At 71.8% G+C, this 19943-nt stretch carries 20 protein-coding genes; 10 read left to right on the top strand and 10 right to left on the bottom strand.

Annotated elements, in window-relative coordinates; genetic code table 11:
* Positions 1-106: 106 nt before the first annotated feature.
* From ABIA35_RS26040 to ABIA35_RS26025, 4 genes are all read left to right on the top strand, one after another.
* A complete protein-coding gene (locus ABIA35_RS26040; RefSeq protein ID WP_370359639.1) occupies positions 107-439 on the top strand; it encodes an EthD domain-containing protein in 333 nt (110 codons plus the stop codon).
* Positions 440-567: 128 nt separating this feature from the next.
* On the top strand, positions 568-1188 hold the full coding sequence (locus ABIA35_RS26035; protein ID WP_370343600.1) for an acetate uptake transporter: 621 nt from the start codon (positions 568-570) through the stop codon (positions 1186-1188).
* 146 nt (positions 1189-1334) lie between these two features.
* Positions 1335-1784 (top strand): hypothetical protein, encoded by a 450-nt coding sequence (locus ABIA35_RS26030; RefSeq protein WP_370343598.1) that lies wholly within the window; start codon positions 1335-1337, stop codon positions 1782-1784.
* Positions 1785-1882: 98 nt separating this feature from the next.
* Positions 1883-3334, top strand: coding sequence for a hypothetical protein (locus tag ABIA35_RS26025; protein ID WP_370359637.1), 1452 nt, complete (start codon positions 1883-1885; stop codon positions 3332-3334).
* A gap of 235 nt (positions 3335-3569) precedes the next feature.
* On the opposite strand, the gene ABIA35_RS26020 is transcribed toward ABIA35_RS26025, so the two are convergent.
* From ABIA35_RS26020 to ABIA35_RS26010, 3 genes are all read right to left on the bottom strand, one after another.
* Positions 3570-6209 carry an AAA family ATPase gene (locus ABIA35_RS26020; RefSeq protein ID WP_370359635.1) on the bottom strand — a complete coding sequence of 880 codons (2640 nt, stop codon included), beginning with the start codon at positions 6207-6209 and terminating at the stop codon, positions 3570-3572.
* 129 nt (positions 6210-6338) lie between these two features.
* On the bottom strand, positions 6339-6845 hold the full coding sequence (locus ABIA35_RS26015) for a hypothetical protein (protein WP_370343594.1): 507 nt from the start codon (positions 6843-6845) through the stop codon (positions 6339-6341).
* Entirely contained in the window at positions 6845-7465 is a 621-nt protein-coding gene (locus ABIA35_RS26010; RefSeq protein ID WP_370343593.1) for a hypothetical protein, read from the bottom strand. Before ABIA35_RS26010 ends, ABIA35_RS26015 begins: the two co-directional genes overlap by 1 nt.
* A 144-nt stretch (positions 7466-7609) precedes the next feature.
* Here ABIA35_RS26010 and ABIA35_RS26005 point away from each other — a divergent pair, with 144 nt between their 5' ends.
* From ABIA35_RS26005 to ABIA35_RS25995, 3 genes are read left to right on the top strand one after another with little or no spacing between them, the layout of a single operon-like run.
* The gene (locus ABIA35_RS26005) at positions 7610-8257 is read left to right on the top strand and encodes an ArsR/SmtB family transcription factor (RefSeq protein ID WP_370343592.1); all 648 of its coding nucleotides are present in this window, start codon (positions 7610-7612) and stop codon (positions 8255-8257) included.
* Entirely contained in the window at positions 8254-9051 is a 798-nt protein-coding gene (locus ABIA35_RS26000) for an SRPBCC domain-containing protein (protein ID WP_370343591.1), read from the top strand. The genes ABIA35_RS26005 and ABIA35_RS26000 overlap by 4 nt, the downstream gene beginning before the upstream one ends.
* 10 nt (positions 9052-9061) lie before the next feature.
* Positions 9062-9634: a dihydrofolate reductase family protein gene (locus tag ABIA35_RS25995; protein WP_370343590.1), complete on the top strand. Its 573-nt coding sequence runs from the start codon at positions 9062-9064 to the stop codon at positions 9632-9634.
* A gap of 18 nt (positions 9635-9652) precedes the next feature.
* Here ABIA35_RS25995 and ABIA35_RS25990 read toward each other — a convergent pair whose 3' ends face one another.
* Positions 9653-10825 (bottom strand): ROK family protein, encoded by a 1173-nt coding sequence (locus tag ABIA35_RS25990; RefSeq protein WP_370359634.1) that lies wholly within the window; start codon positions 10823-10825, stop codon positions 9653-9655.
* Positions 10826-10884: 59 nt separating this feature from the next.
* Between ABIA35_RS25990 and ABIA35_RS25985 the strand changes: the two genes are divergently transcribed.
* Both ABIA35_RS25985 and ABIA35_RS25980 read left to right on the top strand, forming a co-directional pair.
* On the top strand, positions 10885-11937 hold the full coding sequence (locus ABIA35_RS25985) for a Gfo/Idh/MocA family oxidoreductase (RefSeq protein ID WP_370359633.1): 1053 nt from the start codon (positions 10885-10887) through the stop codon (positions 11935-11937).
* 17 nt (positions 11938-11954) lie between these two features.
* Complete coding sequence (locus ABIA35_RS25980; protein WP_370359632.1) at positions 11955-12428, top strand: hypothetical protein; 474 nt, start codon at positions 11955-11957, stop codon at positions 12426-12428.
* An 18-nt stretch (positions 12429-12446) separates the two neighbouring features.
* Here ABIA35_RS25980 and ABIA35_RS25975 read toward each other — a convergent pair whose 3' ends face one another.
* From ABIA35_RS25975 to ABIA35_RS25955, 5 genes are all read right to left on the bottom strand, one after another.
* Positions 12447-13436, bottom strand: a complete 990-nt coding sequence (locus ABIA35_RS25975; protein WP_370359630.1) for an aldo/keto reductase — start codon at positions 13434-13436, stop codon at positions 12447-12449.
* Between the two features lie 36 nt (positions 13437-13472).
* Positions 13473-15245, bottom strand: coding sequence for a putative PEP-binding protein (locus tag ABIA35_RS25970; RefSeq protein WP_370359628.1), 1773 nt, complete (start codon positions 15243-15245; stop codon positions 13473-13475).
* Positions 15242-15865, bottom strand: a complete 624-nt coding sequence (gene dhaL / locus ABIA35_RS25965; protein ID WP_370343583.1) for a dihydroxyacetone kinase subunit DhaL — start codon at positions 15863-15865, stop codon at positions 15242-15244. Before dhaL ends, ABIA35_RS25970 begins: the two co-directional genes overlap by 4 nt.
* A gap of 17 nt (positions 15866-15882) precedes the next feature.
* A complete protein-coding gene (gene dhaK, locus ABIA35_RS25960) occupies positions 15883-16881 on the bottom strand; it encodes a dihydroxyacetone kinase subunit DhaK (RefSeq protein WP_370343582.1) in 999 nt (332 codons plus the stop codon).
* Between the two features lie 188 nt (positions 16882-17069).
* The gene (locus ABIA35_RS25955) at positions 17070-17843 is read right to left on the bottom strand and encodes an IclR family transcriptional regulator (RefSeq protein WP_370343581.1); all 774 of its coding nucleotides are present in this window, start codon (positions 17841-17843) and stop codon (positions 17070-17072) included.
* Between the two features lie 60 nt (positions 17844-17903).
* Between ABIA35_RS25955 and dhaM the strand changes: the two genes are divergently transcribed.
* The gene (gene dhaM / locus ABIA35_RS25950) at positions 17904-18593 is read left to right on the top strand and encodes a dihydroxyacetone kinase phosphoryl donor subunit DhaM (RefSeq protein ID WP_370359627.1); all 690 of its coding nucleotides are present in this window, start codon (positions 17904-17906) and stop codon (positions 18591-18593) included.
* A 183-nt stretch (positions 18594-18776) separates the two neighbouring features.
* Here dhaM and ABIA35_RS25945 read toward each other — a convergent pair whose 3' ends face one another.
* Positions 18777-19592: a thioesterase II family protein gene (locus ABIA35_RS25945; protein WP_370343579.1), complete on the bottom strand. Its 816-nt coding sequence runs from the start codon at positions 19590-19592 to the stop codon at positions 18777-18779.
* Between the last annotated feature and the right edge of the window lie 351 nt (positions 19593-19943).

Raw genomic sequence — 19943 nt, 5'->3', positions numbered from 1 at the left:
TAACGCTTGAGTTAGAAGCTATAACTTCCGAGCCGCGAGAGTCAATAGGAAGCGTGAGAGGTTCTAACGAAAGGCGCTTCGCCGGGAACTGGCCAGAATGGCAGGCATGATCACCTCGATAGCCCTCCTCAAAGCCCGCGCCGGCCTCAGCCGCGCCGAACTGGTCGACTACTACGAGAACCACCACGTCCCGCTGATCCTCAGCCTGGCGCCGACCCCGGATCACTACGTCCGCGACTACCTCCCGGCGACCGACGACCGCGGATTCCCCGCCGACTTCGACGTGGTGACGCGGATGAAGTTCACCGACAAGGCCGCACGCAGAGCATGGCTGTCCCTCGTGCTCGCGGAAGGGTCCGGCGTCGCCGAGGACGAGGCGCGTTTCCTGGACCGTTCGGCCACGCGGTCGTGGGTCGTGGAGGAGCACGTGAGCGCCTAGCCATCATCGGCCCCGAACACCACATGGGCTCTAGGAGACACGCTCAGCACTACTCTTTCGCGAGTGACCGTTCTATCCTTTATTTAGCGGATATGTCTGTCCCTTCCTCCGCAGGAAGGAGTCGCGAAATGAGCGAGACGACCCCCACGGGCCGGCCGGCGCCACCCGCGCCCCCCGTCTCGGGAATCGCCGATCCTGCCCCGCTCGGACTCGCCGGCTTCGCCATGACCACGTTCGTGCTCAGCTTCCTGAACGCGAACCTCATCAAGGAGACCGGCGCGGTACACGTCGTGCTGGCCTTGGCCTTGTTCTACGGCGGCACCACGCAGCTGTTGGCCGGTATGTGGGAGTTCAGGCGCGGCAACACCTTCGGTGCCACCGCGTTCGCCTCCTTCGGCGCGTTCTGGCTCAGCTACTGGGCGCTGGTGAGGCTGACGCCCAGGAACGCGGGCGACATCCACCAGGCTGTCGGGCTGTTCCTGCTGGCCTGGTGCATCTTCACCGCGTACATGACGCTGGCGGCGCTGAAGACGAACCTGGCGGTGCTGGGCGTGTTCGTGCTGCTGACTCTCACCTTCCTGTTCCTGGCGATCGGCGCGTTCCAGAACGGCGTGCCGGCCCCGGACGTGATGACCAAGGTGGGCGGGTGGCTCGGCATAGTCACGGCGGTGGTCGCCTGGTACGCCTCCTCGGCCGCGGTGGTGAACGCCACCCACGGCAAGACCCTGCTGCCGACCTGGCCGCGATGAGCGGTCGGGCCAGAGCCGGCGGGCGCGGTGTGCGGACGCCGGGACGGGCCGCGGGAGCGGTCCGTCCCGCACACCCGCGTACGCACCTGCGGCGCAGGACGGAACGCGAGGCGGCGCCGAGACCGAGCCCCGCCCGGGTCGGCGACGTGATCAACGTCGCCGGCCACCAGCTGAGCGCCAAGCACCTGGAGGCGGCGGCCCTGACCGTCGAGGACGTCGCCGAGGCGGCAGCCGTCCCGGTCCACGACCCGGAGCACGGCTGGCTGATCGAGATGTACGTGGTCCTCGAACCACCCGGCGAACCCGACAGCGATACCGTCGCCCGCATCACCACCGCGATAGAACGCGAAACAGGACGCATAGCGGGCCCCAAGAACGTGTGGATCATCGCCGGCATGCCGAAAACCCGCACGGGGGAGATCATGCGCCACGTCCTGGCGGGCATCTCGAACTTCACCGACGTCGGCGACACCGGCACCCCGGCCACGGACATCCAGCGGCACGTCCACGCCGCGAAACTGGAACGCGGCGAGAAGCCCGCAAAGCTGACCCCGAAGCAGATCGAGGAGATCAGAGCCTTCGGCCGCCCCGACTAACCGCACCGGGCGCACCGAAACCCGCCGCATCAAGCCCCTGGCTCGGGGGCCCGCCGAGCCCTACCCTTGGCACGCATATCCGAAGCCATGGGGGACGCATGAATCAGCCCGAGCCGCAGTGGCCGCAACAGAACGAGCAGCAGCAGAATCCCGCGCAACCGGTGAATCCGTACGGGTCGGGGAAGAAGGCCCACGCGCCGCAGCATCAGCAGCAGCAGCCTTATGCGGCGCCGCAGGGGTGGCAGCAGCCGCAGCAGGCGTATCCGCCGGCGCAGCAGTACCAGGCGCCGAACCCGGGGTGGCAGCAGGCGGGCGGGGCGCCGCAGTATCCGGCTGGTCAGGGCTGGCAACAGTCGCAAGGGTCTCCCGCCGCTCCGGGCTGGCAGCAGCCGCACGAGTCTCCCGCCGCTCCGGGCTGGCAGCAGCCTGCTGATGCGCCGCAGCCGCATGCTGCACCGGCGTGGCAGCAGCCCGCCGAAGCATCGCCCGCTCCTGCATGGCAGCAACCCTCAGCAGCCACTGGTGCTCCGGCTTGGCAGCAGCAGCCCTCAGCACCCGCCGGCGCTCCTGCTTGGCAGCAGCCTGCCAACGTCGCGCCTCAGGTCGCTCCTGCGGCCCCGGCCTGGCAGCAGCAGCCCGCAGCACCCGCCGCCCCTCCGGCGTGGCAGCAGCCGCCCGCAGCAGCTCCCCAGGCAGCACCTCCTGCCCCGGCCTGGCAGCAGCCGGCTCCGGCCCAGCAGTACCCGGCCCCGCCCGCCGCCCCCAACCAGCCCTGGCAGCAGCCCGCGCCCTACCAAGCGTCCCCGGCGGCTCCGAACCAGGGCTGGCAGCAGCAGCAACCACCCCAGCCCCAATCCGCCAGCTTCCCGCCCCCGCCCGGCCTCGCCACGCCCCGCGACCGCCTGGTCGAGGGGGCCGCGCCCTTCCTCGAGCCCGGGGAGAGCGTCTACTACGGCTTCATCCTCAAGCTCGATGACACCATTCCCGAGACGCCGCGTGAGCTCATGATCGCCATCGAGGGCCAGCATCGGGTGCTCGGGGGCATCAGTCGTGCGGACAAGAAGATGAACAAGGGTCTGAAGTGGGCCCTGAATCCCATGGACGCGATGAATGAGCGCATCGCCGAGAAGAGCGTCGAGGCGCTCAATCGCAAGCTCGCCGGGCCGGTTTTCCTCGGCGGCTGGGAGAGTCAGGCCGGCTGGTTCATCCGCTATTCGCGGGCCACGCGTGAGGACTACGGGCCCGGCTCGTGGGGCGTGCTCACCGACCGGCGGTACCTCATCTTCCGGGCCGGGCGTACCGGGGGTTCGTCCATGCGCCTGGTGCACGCCGTGCCGCGCACCGCCATCGCGGGCGTGCGTACCGAGGGCACCAAGGACGCCGCGCTGCACGGGCGTACCCCGCGCGCCGAGCTGCACTTCGCCGACGGCTCGATGGTCGCGACCATGATGCCCACGAAGCAGGCCCAGAAGGTCGCCGAGATCCTCGCCGTCCAGCAACAGCACCAGCAACCGCAGCAGCATCAGAACCAGAACCAGCAGGGTTACTGAGCACACGAAAACGGCTGGGCCGCGAGGTCCCCACCCTGCACCGCGGTCCAGCCCAGACGCTCGCCCACACGTCGTCAGTCCCAGATGATGTCCTTCTTCATGGCCACAACGGTCACCTCCTCCGCCCCGTGAGTCCTCAAGGGGTATGAGGGAAGTCGACCATCGCGCCGAACAACGCACTTGAGTAATCGGTACTCAAGTGATCGGTACTCAAGTAACCGACACTCGAGAAGCCCTAAGCTCCCAGCGCCGCCGCCAGTTCAGCCCGCGTCGTCACACCGAGCCGCGCATAGGCGTTCTGAAGATGGTTCTCCACCGTCCGCACCGACAGATGCAACTGCGCCGCGATGTCCTTGCTCGCCACCCCCGCCGCGGCCCGCACCGCGATGTCCCGCTGCCGCGCCGTCAAAGGCGCCGCCGCCTCCGCGGCGACCAACGGCGTCCGCGCCCCCTCGCACAGCACCGCCAGCTCCGCGGCCAGCCGCGCCGCCACCGGCGCCCGCCGCGGGCGCCCGACCCGGCGGAACGCCGCGGCCGCCGCGCCGGCCGCCTCGGCCGCGTACAGGTCGGCGCCCATCGCCGCCAGCTCGCCCGAGGACGCCAGCAGCCGCTCGGGATCGTCGGCGGCGAGCGCCCGCGCCAGCGCCGTCACCGCCGGGACCAGCTGCCCCTGCCCGGTCTCGGCGAGCTCCGTCAGCCGCTCCAGCGCCGCCCGCGCGCCGCCGAGGCGTGCCAGGTCGGCCAGCAGCCAGGCCTCCATCGGCACGTTCCCGGCGGCCCGGGACCGCTGCGCGCCCTCGGTCAGCTCCCTGCGCGCGCCGACCAGGTCCCCGCGGGCGACCCGCAGCCAGCCCTGCGCCAGGGCGCCGAACTCCCCGCAGATGCCGAACGCCGGATACTGCCGCGCGCGCTCGGCCGCGCGCTCGGCGGCGGCGATGTCGCCGCGCAGCGCGGCGGCCACCGCCAGTCCGTTGAGGCCCGGATTCAGGGGCCTGATCTGGCCCTGGGAACGCGCGCGCCGCACGCTCTCGGCGAACCAGCGGCGCGCGGTCGCCGGGTGGCCGCAGCTCAGCTCGATCTGGCCGCGGCTGAAGGCGACCCAGGTGCGGGTCAGCTGGGTCGCCGACGTGCCGAGCCCGGAGTGCGCGAGTTCGCTCGCCGCGCGCGCCTCGGTGAACCGTCCGGCGTCGCGCAGGGTCACCGACAGCGAGATGAGCTGTGCGGACGGATGCGGGTAGAGGGCCCGTCCGGCGATGTCGAGGTGCGTCCGATAGGAGTGTTCGGCCCACGCCGAGGCCTCCGCGGTGCGCCCGAGCATCGTCAGCCCCATCGACTTCATCATGGCCGCCGTCAGCCAGGCCGTCGGGTCGCCGTGGTCCTCGACGTCGTCGGGCATGTCGTCCAGGAGCGCGAGCGCCGACGCGTCGCCGTCGGAGAGCCGGATCGAGGCCTGGTGGTATCGCAGCATCCTGCGGCATTCGGGGTCGGTCATGACGGCGTCGGCGTCGGCGATCTGCCGCAGGGCGTCCTGGGCCCGGCCCGCGCCCCAGAACAGGTTCCAGGACCGGACCACCGCGACCGCCAGCTTCTCCGGGTCCTCGCGGGCTCCGGCGTCGGCGGCCGCCAGCACGGCCTCGGCACCCACTGGGGCCCCGAGTTCGAACAACGCCTCGCCGAGTGCCAGGCGGGTCGCCGTGGTCTGGTCCTCCTCGCGCAGCGACTCCAGAAGCGTCTTGGTCTGCGCGTAGTCGTGGGCGTAGCGGGACAGCGCCGCCGCCTCGACGAGCAGGTCCCGGTCGGCGGTGCCGGTCGCGGCCAGCTGCCAGGCGGCCATGCGGCGGGTGTCGTCGGAACGCCGCGCGCCGGCGGCCCTGGTCCGCTCGATCTGGTCCAGCAGCACCCTGGTCCGCCGCAGCAGCGAGATGTTTGCGCGCAAAGCCTCGCCGTACAAGGGATGCGCCAGCGCGACGGTGGTCCGGCGGCGGCAGATGACGACCCGCACCAGCCCGGACTCCTCCAGCGCGGTCACCGTGTCCAGGTCGGTGGTCGCCAGCACGTCGGCGACCGGCACCGGCTCGCACAACGCCAGCAGCTCCAGCGCGGGCCGGGCCCGGACCGGCGCGGCGGACAGGCGGGCCTCGATCATCTCGGTCAGCCGGCGCGTCCCGGCGGCGAACGGGCCGGTCTGCTCCCAGATCTCGCCGTCGTGGACGAGGCTCCCGGCGGCCAGCGCACCGAGTACCAGTTCCCTGAGGAACAGGATGTTGCCGCCGGAGGCCTCGTGCAGGGCCTCGACGGTACGCCGGACCACCGGGCCGCCGAGCGCCGCCTGAAGCGCCTGCTCGGTGGCCCGGACGTCGAACGGTTCCAGGTCGATGCGGTGCACCGCGTCGCCGCCGCACAGCGCCCCGACGGCCTCCCCGACCGGCTCGCCGGTGCGCACCGTGCCGATCAGGCGCACCACCCCGGCGTCCATGAGCTGCCGCAGCAGCACGGCCGAGGCCGCGTCGAGCCACTGCAGGTCGTCCACGAGCAGCACCCAGCGCCGCTCCCCGCGCGGCCCGGACAGCTCCCGCGCCACGGCGGCGAACCCCCGCACCGGATCGGCCAGATCCAGGCCCGGCGGGATGAGGTGCGCGATGGCCCCGAGCGGCACGGCGGCCGCCGGCGACGAAGCCGTGGCGCGCCCGGCCTCGAACCCGGCCCGCACCGCGCGCGGCAGGAACTCCTCGGCCAGCCGCGACTTCCCGATCCCGGCCGGCCCGTGGATCACCACGCCCTGCCGCCCCCGCGCGGCCCAGACCGCGTCGAAGCCGGCCAGCTCCAGATCACGCCCGACCAGCGGCCACGGCACGGCCGTGTCGGGCACGCTCATCTGGCCTCCGCGCACATGACTTGATATAGGGCGTACCGATGATGCGCTGTCGGCGCCGGGGTGGCAAGGCGAGACCTTTACGGGGAAACCTGCTGCAACCCCCGCGCCGCGGAACGTGGCCCGGGTCGCCTACGCCACCCGCACGTCCGGGTTCGCGAACTTCGCATACAGCGCATCCGCACGCTGCCGCGTCCCGTCGAACACCGCGCACACCAGCAGCCTGCCGCCCTCACTGCGCGCCTTGTCCTCCGCGACGTCCTCGGCGGACAGCGCCGAATCGGCGAGCACGTGATCGCAGAACCGCTGTCCGCCGGTGTGCTCGTTCCACCGGCGGTCCTTCACGGACTCGATCAACCCGAGCACCGTCCACGTCTCGTTCCGCAGCCCCGGCACCTCGGGATCGAGCCCTTCGGCATCGAGGTTCCGGACGTCGCGCGGATCGACGAAGAGCGTGTACCGGTCCACCGAGGCGATGACGCCCTCGAAGACACCCGCGACCCGCAGCGCCGCGCCCCGTTCGCGCGCGTACATCTGCGCCAGGTCCTCGGCCGCGCGCGCCGACGTCGCCTGGAACACCTCGCCCCAGCGCTCCATGGTGTGCGGCCAGTAGCCGTAGACGGAGAAGTCCCGCAGCATCACTTCTTGCCCTTTCGCAACGAACCGCCGCTGGTACCGCCGGACTTGGAGTGGCTGGTCCCGGACTTGGAGTGGCCGGACTCGTCATCGCCGCCGCCGGAAGACCCGCCGACGGATCCCCCGCTGGATCCGCCGCGCAGTGAACCGCCGCCCATCATCGAGTTCGACCCCGAGCCGGTGGAGAACTTCATCTTCGCCGTGTCCACCTGCGACCCGGACACCGTCTTGCCGTTGGAGCCCTTCCAGGACGCCGTCTTGGCCGCCGCGTCGATCACGCTGGCGTGCTGCGTGTAGTAGGTGTGGTAGGTCCCGATGTAGTGCGAGCGGTTACCAACCGGCACATAGGTGTTGTAGTAGGCCGGGGAGTCGTAATACGCGAAGTACTGGTTGAGCCACGACTGCGGCATGGGCATCGGCACCGACCCCGGCGGGCACAGTCCCTCGGCGATCAGCTCCTGCGCTTCGGCCGGGCTGTCGACGTAGTAGCACTGGAACACGCCGCCGACCTGCTGTCCGTAAGCGGCCGGGGCGTAGGCGACGGGTTTGGACCTGGAACACCCGCTGAGTGCGAGCAGGACCGCGAAGAGCCCTGCTATCAGGATCGCGATACGTCTTGTCATGAGGTGAATCTTGGCGCTCCGGCGGCGGCGGTGCCGGAGTTTTCCGCGATCAGGCCACCGGGCCGAGGCGTGACGTGCGGCTTCCGTCCCACCGACAAATTTTCTTGTCTTGACAAAATCTCTTGTCGGTCACATCCTGGAACCATGCTCGACGTCGCCGTCATCGCCTCCCCCGCCGCGGCCGAGGCCTCGCTGGACCCCATCCGGTCCGGCATCCTCGCCGCCCTGGCCGAGCCCGGCTCGGCCGCCATGCTGGCCGCGCGCCTGGGCCTGCCGCGCCAGAAGGTCAACTACCACCTGAAGGAGCTCGAGCGGCACGGCCTGGTAGAGCTCGTCGAGGAGCGCCGCAAGGGCAACGTCACCGAGCGCGTCTACGGGGCCACCGCCGCCTCCTACGTGATCTCGCCCGGCGCGCTGGGCGCCGTGAGCCCGGATCCGGACCGGGCACCGGACCGGCTGTCCGCGCGGTGGCTGCTGGCGCTGGGCTCGCGGCTGATCCAGGAGGTCGGCACGCTGCTCAGCGGGTCGGCGCGGGCCGGGAAGCCGGTCGCCACCTACGGGATGGACGCGCGGGTGCGCTTCGCCTCCGCGGCCGACCGGGCGGCGTTCGCCGAGGAGCTGACCCAGGCCGTGTCCGCGCTGGTCAGCCGCTACCACGACGAGCAGGCCGGCGGAGGGCGGGAGTACCGGCTGGTCGTCGGGCTCCATCCCATACCCACCGCCACCGCCGCCCCGCCCGAACCCACCACCACCCAGCCCGAATCCGCCGCAGGACAGGAGGATCCGCGATGACGCACCCCTTCGAGATCGAGCTCGAGACCACGCTGCCGGCCACGCCCGAGCAGGTCTGGGAGGCGATCGCCACCGGACCGGGGGTCGACTCCTGGTTCATGGGACGCAACGAGATCGAGCCGCGCGAAGGCGGCACCGCCTCCATGGACACCGGCGGCCACCGGGAGCAGGCCCTGGTCACCGCCTACGACCCCGGCAAGCGCCTGGCCACCCGCACCGCCCCCGGGCCCGACGGCCGCTTCATGGCCTTCGAGTACCTCCTGGAAGGCCGCGAGGGCGGGAGCACCGTGCTGCGCGTCGTGCACAGCGGCCTGCTCGGCGACGACTGGGAGAACGAGTACGACGCCCTGCGCCGCGGCTGGCCCTTCCACCTGAACACGCTGCGCGAGTATCTGGCGCACTTTCCCGGCCGCACCGCGGTCCCGGTCTTCGGCATGGCGCCAGCGGCCGGCCGCACGCCCGAGGACGTGCAGGCCTTGCTGGCCGACGCGCTGTCACTGACCGCGCCCGTCGCCGTCGGCGCCCGCGCCGAAGGCGGACCGGTCGCACTGCCCCTGGTGGACGGCGAGGTGGTCTGGGCCGACGGCGAACGCTTCGGCGTCCGCACCGCCGACGCGCTCTACACCTTCCATCACGGCTCGGGCCTGGCGCTGATGTTCCACCACCTGTTCGCGCCGCCGGCCGGCCCGGCAGAGGCAGAAACAGAAGCAGCGGCCGAGCAGGCCTGGCAGCAGTGGCTCACCCACGCCATCCACACCGACACCAGCGACACCACCGACACCAGCAATAACTGAGGAGTCCGACATGCGTACCCTGATCAGCACCGCGTTCATCTCGCTCGACGGCGTCGTCGAGGGCCCCGGCGGCGAGCCCGGCTACCGGAACTCCGGCTGGACCTTCAAGGACGTCGAGTTCGTCCCCGAGGCCTACGCCCTCAAGGGCACCGAGCAGGAGGAGTCCACGGCCATCCTGATGGGCCGGGCCAGCTATGAGGCCTTCAGCCCGGTGTGGCCGGACATGAAGGAGTTCTCGCTGTACAAGGACATGCCGAAATACGTCGTGTCGACCACCCTGACCGAGGCGGACCTGGTCGACAACTGGGGCCCGACCACGATCCTGCGCTCCCTGGACGAGGTCGCCGCGCTGAAGGAGACCGAGGGCGGCCCGATCATCGTCCACGGCAGCGCCTCCCTGAACCAGGCCCTGTCCGACGCGGGCCTGATCGACCGCTACCACCTGCTCGTCTTCCCGCTGCTGCTCGGCGCCGGCAAGCGTCTGTTCAGCAGCACGGACAAGGACGCGCAGAAGCTGAAGCTGGTCGAGAGCCAGACCTACAGCAACGGCATCCAGAAGAACGTCTTCGACGTCGTCCGCTGACGATGGCGAACCTGCCGATCAGCCCTCTGCCACCTGTGACAGGGGGCTGATTTGCGTCGCGGGCATCGCGGGCATCGCGAACATGGTGTCCAGGACAAGCTGCGCCGCGCCGGCCGCGACCGCGTCCTTTCCGACGGGGGTCAGCGACACCTGCACGTTCTGCCAGGCCGGATCAGGCAGGTGCTCGGCGATCTGGTCGACGACCGTGCGCAGATAGACGTCCGGGGCGGCGAAGATCCGGTGCCCGCCAAGGAGAATCCGGTCGATGTCGAGCAACCGGACGAGGTTCGCCGCACCCAGGCCGAGCCAGCGCGCCGCCGTCCGCGGATCGTCCTCGGCGAGCGCGGCCAGGCACAGCGCCTCCAGGCAGCCTCGCGCGCCGCAGGTGCAGACCGGCCCGCCGGGCTGGACGATCTGGTGGCCGAACTCCCCGGCGTTGGTCCGCGCGCCACGGTAGAGCGCGCCGTTGAGCAGCATTCCGGCGCCGAGGCCGTCGGCGAGGTGCAGGTACGCGGTGCTGCCGGGGGCCGGGGCGGCCAGCGCGGCGGTGTTGGTGTCCTTGTCGAGCAGCACGGTCGGCACGTCCAGCAGCGCGTCCATGAGGTCCCGCAACGGGAATCCGTCCCAGGCCGGCAGCCCGGCAGGACGGTGCAGCACCCCGGTCTGGTGATCGAGCGGCCCGCGGCAGCCGATGCCGACGCCGAGGATCCGGGCCCCCCGCGGAGCCGCGGCGAGGACGCCGCGCACCCGCTCGGCGAGTTCGCCGGCCACCCGCTCGGGCTGCCCGCCGTCCAGCCCGAACGGCAGGGACCGCCGCGCCAGCGTCCGCCCGGCCAAGTCCACGAGCAGGATCGTGCCGCTGCGCCGGTCCAGCTCCACGCCGACGGCACAGCCGGCCTCGGGGCGCAGGGCCAGCAGCGTGCGCGGCTTGCCGCCGGTCGAAGCGCTGCGCCCCACCTCCTCGATCAGGCCCTCGGCCAGCAGCCGGGCGGTGATCTTGCTGATCGCCTGCGGGGTGAGGCCGGTCTGGGCGGCGAGCTGGACGCGGCTGCCGCCCTCGGCCCCGCCCTCGGCCCCGGCCCCGGGCCCGGTCCCGGCTTCGCTGCCGGCGGCGCGGAGCAGGCCCAGCACCAAGGCGGTGTTGTGGTCCCGCAACCCCGTGAGGTTGGTCCCGGCCTGCCGTCGCTCCATGCGTCCCATTGTGCGACCTCGTTTTGCGCTTTGCCAACAGTGTTGCTTAACTCGGTCCCATGAGCGCTCCCGAGAACCCGCTGCGCGTCGGCCTCGTCGGTTACGGACTGGCCGGGCGTTCCTTCCACGCGCCTCTCATCGCCACCACACCCGGCCTGCGGCTGGAGAACGTGGTGACCGCCAACCCGGAGCGGCGCGGGCAGCTGAGCCGCGAGTACCCGCAGGCCCGCCCCGTCGACAGCGTCGAGCAGCTGCTCGCCGACCCCTCGGCGCTGGACCTGGTCGTCGTGGCCTCCCCCAACGACACGCACAGCCCGACCGCGCGCGCCGCGCTGGAGGCCGGCCTGCCGGTCGTGGTCGACAAGCCGCTGGCGCCCACCGCCGCCGAGGCCCGCGAGCTGATCGAGCTCGCCGAGGCGCGCGGCGTGATGCTGACGGTGTTCCAGAACCGGCGCTGGGACAGCGATTTCCGGACCGCGAAGCACCTGATCGCCGAGGGGAAGCTCGGCGACGTGCTCCGCTTCGAGTCGCGGTTCGAGCGCTGGCGCCCGCAGATCGCCACCGGCTGGCGCGAGTCCGCCGACCCGGCGAAGGCCGGCGGCGTCCTGAACGACCTGGGCAGCCATCTGGTCGACCAGGCCCTGACCCTGTTCGGCCCGGCCACCGGCGTCTACGCCGAGGTCGTCGTCCGCCGCCCCGGCGCCGCGGTCGACGACGACGCCTTCATCGCGCTGACCCACGCCTCCGGCGTCCACTCGCATCTGTGGATGAGCGCCGTGACCGCCCAACTCGGCCCCCGTCTGCGCGTCCTCGGCAATCAGGGTGCGTACGTGGTCCAGGGCCTGGACCCCCAGGAGGCGGCACTGCGAGCCGGCGAGCGCCCCGGCCCCGGCTGGGGCGAGCCGGCCGAGAGCGAGTGGGGCCTGCTCGGCACGACCGCGGACGCGCACCGGTACCCGTCGCTGCCCGGCGACTACCCCGCTTTCTACGCGGGCGTCGTCGCGGCGCTGCGGGACGGTGCACCGGCTCCCGTCGATCCCCGCGACGCGCTGGCCACGCTCACCGTTCTAGAGCAGGCCCGGCAGTCCGCCGCGGAAGGCAGGACCCTGTAACGTCCCCACCACGACAGGTGGAGGGGAACATCATGGGCAGGAACGATCCGCTGCCGCCCGGCACCAGCCGCATCAAGGGCATGGACGGCTCGCTGGCCTTCGACGGCCGAGACGTGGTCATCACGCACAAGTCGAGTGCCGCCTCGGGTGCCGGCGAGACCCGGTACCCGCTTGAGGCGATAGTGGGTGTGGCCCTGGAAAAAGGGCCCATGTTCGCGGGAATCAGCCTGGTGATCGCCGGCGGAGTGCCGCCGCACGACGGCCCTGGCAATCCGTTGAAGGTCAACGACCTCGACAAGGCGGAGGCGTCGTTGTTCCGGGACATGGTGCTCAGGGCCCGTGATTCCCTCGCCGAGCCGAACCTCGCCGAACAGCTCCGCCAGTTGGCGGAGCTGTTCATGCGAGGCATGTTGACGCCCGAGGAGTTCGGCATCGCCAAAGCCAAGACCCTCGGTACCTACCTTCCGGCAGACGACCCACCGCAGTCGTAGCGAAGCTCCGGCACGCGCTCAGCTCCACGCCATCTGAGAACGCTGAGTCCAGTACTCCTCCGGCGGCATCGCCAGCGCGGCGAGTCGGTCGAGCTGATCGGGCGCCAAGCGCAGATCCGCGGCGGTCAGGTTGCTCTCCACCTGGGCCACGGTCGCGGCGCCCGACAGCACGACGTCGACCCAGGGCCGGGCCGCGATCGCCGCGAGCGCGACGGCATCGGCGCCGGCCGACAACGTCTTCGCGACCTCCGACAGCGCCGAGTCGTCCTGCTTCTGCTCCGTCAGATGGGCGTCGGTCAGCCGGCCGTTGGCCAGCCCCTCCTTGACGATGACCGTCCATCCGGCCTCGTGGGCCTCGGCCAGCGCCGGTCCGACCGACGTCTCCAGCAGGTTGTAGGTGGCCTGGACGCACTCGAACAGGCGGCTGCCGCCGATCGTGATCCGCAGCGCCGCCCGGATGGCCTCGGCCTGCCGCGGCCCGCTGGTCGACAAGCCGATCCGCACGCCCTGCGCGGCCAAGGCGGCCAGCCGGCGGTGCAGGCCCTGATCGGTCAGAGCCTGACTGTCGGGGGTGACCGAGTGGATCTGGTACAGGTTCAGCCGATCGCCCAGCAGCGACCGGGTCTCGGCGATCTGCCGGCTGAACACCGCGATGCTGTGGTCCTTCACCTCGTGCACCGGCGCGTCGACGCGCCAGTCGGCGGTGTACGTGTAGCCCCACTTGCTGCCCACGGCCACGTCGTCGATGTCAGGGTGCGCATTCAGCCATTCGCCGAGGAACTCCTCGGCGCGGCCGTAGGAGCGAGCGGCGTCGAAGTAGCGGATCCCGGCCGCGTAGGCCGCGTCGAGCACCGCGTGCGCGCGAGTACGCATCGCCTCGACCGAGCGGTCGGCCGGCAGGTCGTCCTCGCGGCCGAGGTTGATGTACCCGGGGCGCCCCACGGCAGCCAGGCCCAGCCCGAAGGCCGCCATCGGGGCCGGATCGGGATCAGGGTGCTTCGACGTCATGGACATCCTCTCGGGTACTGCATGGCGGTTCCGGCTTCAGGGCATGGCCGGCCAGCAGCGCCGGCGTACCAACCGCTGCACGCCCTCCAGCGTCTCGCAGGCCAGTGCCTCGGCGGCGACATCGGCACAGATCTGCGCGTCCAGGCGGCGGACGCGGACCCGCGTCTCGTCCAGCGCGGCGGGGGCCACCGACAGCACGTCGCAGCCCAGGCCGAGCAAGAGGGGGATGACGAGGGGATGGGCCGCGGCATCGCCGCACACTGATACCCGGATGTCCCGCCGGTGCGCGGCCTGCACGGTGCGGGCGATGGCGTCGAGGACGCGCGGGTGCGCGGCCAGCGCCGGGGACACCGCCGGATCGCGCCGGTCCAGCCCCAGGATCTGGCTGGTCAGGTCGTTGCTGCCGATGGAGAAGAAGGCACCGGCCGCCGCCAGTTCGTCCGCGATCTCGACGGCTTCGGGCAGCTCGATCATCGCGCCGATCGGCGGCGGCGCCACGTCCAGCTCCGCGGCGACGTCGGCCAGAATCCTCGCGCAGGCCGCGAGTTCCTCGACGGTGGCCACCATGGGGATCATGACACGCAGATCGCACGCCTCCCCGGCGGCGAGGATCGCACGGAACTGATCCGCGAACGCGTGCGGCTCGGCGAGCATGTGCGGCAGGCCCCGGCCCAGGTGCCCGTCCACGGCCTGGTCGGCCAGGAACGGCGGGAACTTGTCGTCGGCGAAGTCCAGCATGCGCACGGTCACCGGCTGCCCGGCCAGCTTGCCGAGGATCGGCCGCAGCACCGCGGCGTGCTGCTCGGCCGTGGGCCAGGAACGCGCGTCCAGGAACGGCAGCTCGGTCCGCAGCAGCCCGACGCCGTCGGCCTTCGCGGTGTTCGCGGCCTTGGTCTCGACCGACGTGGCGACGTTCGCGCACAGCGCGACCGCCTGGCCGTCAAGGGTCTGCGACGGCAGGTCGCGCTCGGCCGCCAGGACCTCGCGCCGCCGGCGCGCCGCGTCCATCGCCGCGACGGCCGCCGTCCGCTCCCCCGGCTCGGGATTCACTGTGAGCGTCGAGCGTTCGGCGTCGATGAGGACCTCGGTGCCGTCCGGATGGTTCAGGACTTCCGCGTCGATGCCCAGGATCAGCGGGATGCCCAGCGAGCGCGCGATGATCGAGGCGTGGGAGTTGGGGCCGCCGATCGCCGAGACCGCGGCGACGACCAGATCGCCGTACTCCAGCAGGTCCGCGGCGCCGATCTCCTGCGCGGCCAGCACCACCGGGCCCTCGGGGACGGCCGACTTCGCCCCGGCGACGTGGGCCAGGACTCGGCGGCCGACCTGGCGCACGTCGGCCGCGCGTTCGGCCAGCGTCGGGTCGTCCAGGTTCGCGAGCAGCGCGGCGTACTCGTGGACGGCCAGGACGACGGCGTCCGGCGCGGACCGGCCGGCGCGCACCTGCTGCACGGCCGCGCCGCGCAGCTCGCCGTCCAGCGCGATGTAGCCGTCGACCTCGACGATGTCGGCCATGTCGGTCTGCCCGGAGGCGCGCAGCGTCTGCGAGAGCCCGGCCAGCTGCTCGGCCACCGCGTCGAAGGCTTCGGTGACCTCTGCGACCGGGTCCGGGGCTGGGGCCGAGGGCGAGGCAGGGTCCGGAGCAGGGTCCGAGGCCGCACCCGCACCCGCGGCCACGGCCGAGTCCGGCGCCGGGGGCTCGCCCGGGCCCGGACCGGGCGGCGCGACCGGCGGCAGATCCGTGTGGTGCAGCAGGCCCAGAGCCGTGCCGGCGGAAGCCAGGTGTCCGACGTAGGTCGACCGCGTCACGACTGGAGCACCTCCGCGAGGGCTCGGAGGACCAACGCGGTGGAGGTGGCGCCGGGATCCTGGTGCCCGACGCTGCGGGCTCCGAGGTAGGACGCGCGTCCCTTACGGGCCTGCAAGGGGATCGTGTCCTGCATGCCGGTCTCGGCGGCCTTCGCGGCCTTCTCGGCCGCCGCGGCCTCGCCCTCCCCGGCGCGCGCCGCCTCACCGAACGCGGCCAGCGCCGGGACGAGGGCGTCGACCATGGTCTTGTCGCCGGGCACGGCGGCGCCGAGCTTCTGCACGCCGGCCAGTCCGGCGTCGAAGGCGGCGGCCAGCTGCTCGGCGTCGGCGGTCGGGCCGGTGAGCTGCTTGCCGGTGGCGCGGAAGAAGGTGCCGTAGAGCGGGCCGGCGGCGCCGCCGACGTTGGAGATCAGCGTCGTGCCGGTCTTGACGAGCACGTCGCCGACGCCGGCCGCCTCGTAGCCGTCCAGCGCCGCCAGGACCGCCGTGAAGCCGCGCTGCATGTTCACGCCGTGGTCGGCGTCGCCGATGGCCGAGTCCAGCTGCGTCAGGTGGTCTTTGTGCTCATCCATCGCCGCGGCTACTGCCCGCACCCAGGCCCGGGTCAGGTGGATGTCCATAGTCGGCTCCTTCGTCCTCAGGCGCCCCAGCGCAGGGCGGGGGTGTTCACCGGCGCGTCCCACAAGGCAAGCATCTGCTCGTCGGCCTTGCACACGGTCAGCGAGACGCCGGCCATCTCCAGGCTGGTGATGTAGTTCCCGACGAGGTTGCGGGCGATGCGGACGCCCTTGTCCGCGAAGTACTTGGCGACTTCGGCGTAGGCGATGTACAGCTCGATGAGCGGGGTGCCGCCAAGGCCGTTGACCATCACGATGGTCTCGTCACCGGCGGTCAACGGCTGATCGGCGAAGATGGCGTCCAGGGAACGGGCCACGATCGCCGAGGCCGGCTCCAGCTTCTCCCGGCTGCGGCCGGGCTCGCCGTGGATACCGACACCGACCTCCATCTCATCCTCGGCCAACTCGAAGCCGGGCTTACCCGCCGCAGGCGTCGTACACGCAGTCAACGCCACCGCGAAACTGCGCGAGGCCGCATTCACCCGACGACCCAACTCGGCAACCTCGCCCAGGCCCGCACCCTGCTCGGCAAAAGCCCCGGCGATCTTCTCCACGAACACCGTCGCACCAGTACCGCGACGACCGGCCGTCCACGTCGAGTCCTTCACCGCGACATCGTCATCGACCAGAACCGTCGCCACCTCGATACCGTCATCGGCAGCCAACTCCGCAGCCATCTGGAAGTTCATGACATCACCGGTGTAGTTCTTCACGATGAACACCACCCCGGCACCGCCGTTCACCGCCTGCGCCGCCGCCACCATCTGATCCGGCACCGGCGAGGTGAACACCTCCCCCGGACACGCGGCATGCAACATCCCCGGGCCGACGAATCCGCCATGCAGGGGCTCATGGCCGGAACCGCCACCGGAGATCAGCGCGACCTTCCCGACCGAGGGCCCGCCGGCCCGGGTGATGACGCGGGCTTGTGCGTCCACGTGCAGATCCGGATGGGCTGCCGCGACCCCGGCGAGGGCGTCGCTCAGGACGGATTCTGGAGCGTTGATCAGCTTCTTCATGCCGCGACTCCTTCAGAGGGATCACCCATGCACCGAGTGTCGCCCCGGCGGCCTGTCCGGCGATACAGCCGCCGCGGGCCGGCCTGGCGCGGGCGAGGATTAACGCGATCGACTTGTGTTCGTCATCACTGAACGATGTTCGGAAGCTAGTCCCGGCCGATGGCGGTGTCAAGGGCGGGCGCGACCGGTCAGGGACGCGCGGTCCGCGAGGCCCCGCGGCCCGCGCCGAGCTCCCGCGAGATCTGCCGGGCGACCTCGCGGACGGCGACGATGTGGCCCTGACGTGCGCTGTCGTCCAGAACCCGCTCGACCGGGCCGATGACGCCGATCGCGCCGGCCACGCCGTTGCGGTCGAAGACCGGTGCGGCGATCCCGGCATCGCCGAGGGCCGACTCCTGGTTCTCCAGGGCGTGCCCGGTCCGCCCGACCTCGTCCAGCTGCCGGGCCAGCGCCTCCGGATCGGTGATGCTGGAGCCGGTCAGCGCCGGCAGGTCGCCTTCGAGCAGGGATTTGCGCTGGTCAGGGGGCAGGAACGCGACGATCGCCTTGCCCAGCGCGCAGGTGCTCCACGGGATGCTGGCGCCGACCTCGAGGATCTGCACGACGCCCTCGGGCCGGAACGCGTGGTGCACGACGAAGACATGGTCCCCGGTCAGCACCGCCACCCACACGGCCTCATCGGCCCTGGTGGCCAGGGTGTCGGCCCAGCTCAGCGACCGCGCCCGCAATTCCTGGGTGTCCAGATAGGCGTTGCCCAGCAGCAGCAACCCCGGGCCCAGCTGGTACCGGCCGGTCTCGGAGTCCTGGACCACCAGCCCCTCGCCCTCCAGCGTCCGCAGCAGGGCGTGCACGGTCGGCTTGGCGACGCCGACCCGCTCGGCCAACTCGGTCACGCCCAGCCGCGGGCCCCCGGCGGCGAGCTCCCGCAGAACGCGCACCGCACGCTGCACCGACTGCACCATCCCTGGACCCTCGCATTTCGGTATTGCTGAACAAAGTTCCGAGATTTAGTATCACCGTTCATGAACCAGTCCCCCGGCATCGTACTCGTATCCCACAGCGCTCAGCTGGCGGCGGGCCTGCGCGAACTCCTGGCGCAGATCGCCACGGACCGGGTCCCGGTGGCACTGGCCGGCGGCACCGCCGACGGCGGACTGGGCACGAGCTACGACCGCATCGCCGAGGCCATCACGGAGGCCGACCGGGGCGCGGGCGTGATCATCCTGCCCGACCTGGGCAGCTCGGTCCTGACCGCCCTGACCGTCCTGGAGGACCACCCCCGCCCCGACGTCCTGCTGGTGGACGCCCCCTTCGTCGAGGGCGCGGTAGCCGCCGCCGTCACCGCCGCCTCCGGCGCCGACCTCGCCACCGTGGCGGAGGCGGCACGCCAGGCACGCGGCATCGCGAAGCTGGAGGCGCCGGAAGCCGGACCGCAGCCGACCAGCGGGGCTGAAGGCAGCAGCGTGTCGGCGCAAGTGACCCTCCCCGCGACCCTGCACGCCCGCCCCGCAGGCCGCCTGGCCCAAGAGGCGGCGAAGTTCACCAGCGCCATCCGCCTCGAGTACGGCGCCAAAACGGTGAACCCCACCGGCGTCCTGACGGTGATGAGCCTCGGCGCCACCGCCGGCGGCACGGTGACCGTGCACGCCGAGGGACCGGACGCCGACGCCGCGGTCGAGACCCTGGCGGCGATTCTCGCCGAGGTCGAGTAGCGGTTCGCGGCCGCCGGACAAGCAGTCGCCGCCTTGTCAGTGGCCGAAAGCCAGCCGGCAGTCCTTGCGCGCCTGACATATGCGTGGGTCGATGGTCGCGCCGGCGAGACCCGAAGGCTGGCCCGCTGAAAGCCAGCAGGCCAGCCCTCCATCCCTCAGGCCTCAGGCCTCAGGCCTCAGAACTCAGAACTCCCCCGCCAACCCCGCCCGCACCACCTCGGCGACCTGCTGCCGCTCCCGCATCACGAAGTGCCGGCCGCCGTCGATGACGCGGATGCGGAACGGTCCGGTGTGCAGCTCGCGCCACAGGGCCAGGTCCAGTGGGGGGACGTCGTCGTCGGCGCCCGACAGGACGGTCAGGCGGCAGGGCAGTGGTGCGCCGTCGACGTACTCGTAGGTCTCGCACAGGCGGAAGTCCGCGCGCAGGGTCGGCAGCAGCAGGCTGATGAAGGCGACCTCCTTCACCGCCTCCTCGCGGATGCCGCTCAGTTTCAGCATCGCGCGCTTGAACTCCGGCTCCGGCAGGCCGCTGACGCGCCGCTCCCGGTACGGCGCGTGGGGCGCGCCGTGGGCGGAGGCGAACAGGTGCTGCGGTGCCGGGGCGCCTTGGGCCACCAGGCGGCGGGCCGCCTCGAAGGCGATCAGTGCGCCCATGCCGTGGCCGAACAGGGCGTAGGGGCCGTCGTCGTCGTCCACGGCCCGAGCCAGGACCGGGACCAGCTCGGCGAGCAGGTCGTCCAGGCTGTCGTGCGCCGGGTCCCGGATGCGGTCCTCGCGGCCCGGGAGTTGGACGGCGGTCACCTGGATGCCCGGCCCCAGTAGTTCGGGCCAGCCGCGGAAGGCCGAGGCGCCGGTGCCGGCGTGCGGGAGGCAGAACAGCCTGAGGCCGCCGGTGCGCCGGTTCTGGTCGCGGAGCCAGCGGGCCTGGTCGGGATCGGTGATCGCGGGGGTGCCCGCGGTCGGGGTGGCCGCTCGGTCGGCGTCCGCTGTCATGGTCATCACACCGCCACGCCTCCGGGGTGGCGGTGCACTGCGTATGCGAATGTGTCGTGGACTTCGTAGACGGGCATGTCAGACTCCTCGGGGCCGGATCGGACGGGCGCCGGCGGACGTCAGGGCACCGAGCGGGGCAGGAAGGTGTGGGGATTCGTGGAGCCGACGCCGCACCGGGCGACCGCGCAGACCCAGTGAAGTGCGGATTGATCGGCGGCGCATCGGTACAACTACTGGACCTCGCCACGGTTTCGACCTAGGTAGTTGTGCGCAGAGCTCTGATAACGCCCTCGGCGCCCTCGGCCCGGTATGGGCCTGCCGCTGGTGAACCCAGCTCCGGCGCCGACCGTTTCACTA

Origin of the sequence: Catenulispora sp. MAP12-49, assembly GCF_041262705.1 — a bacterium.
GTDB lineage: Bacteria > Actinomycetota > Actinomycetes > Streptomycetales > Catenulisporaceae > Catenulispora.
Note: the sequence above shows the minus strand (reverse complement) of the source record. Positions and strands in the feature narration are given on the sequence as shown.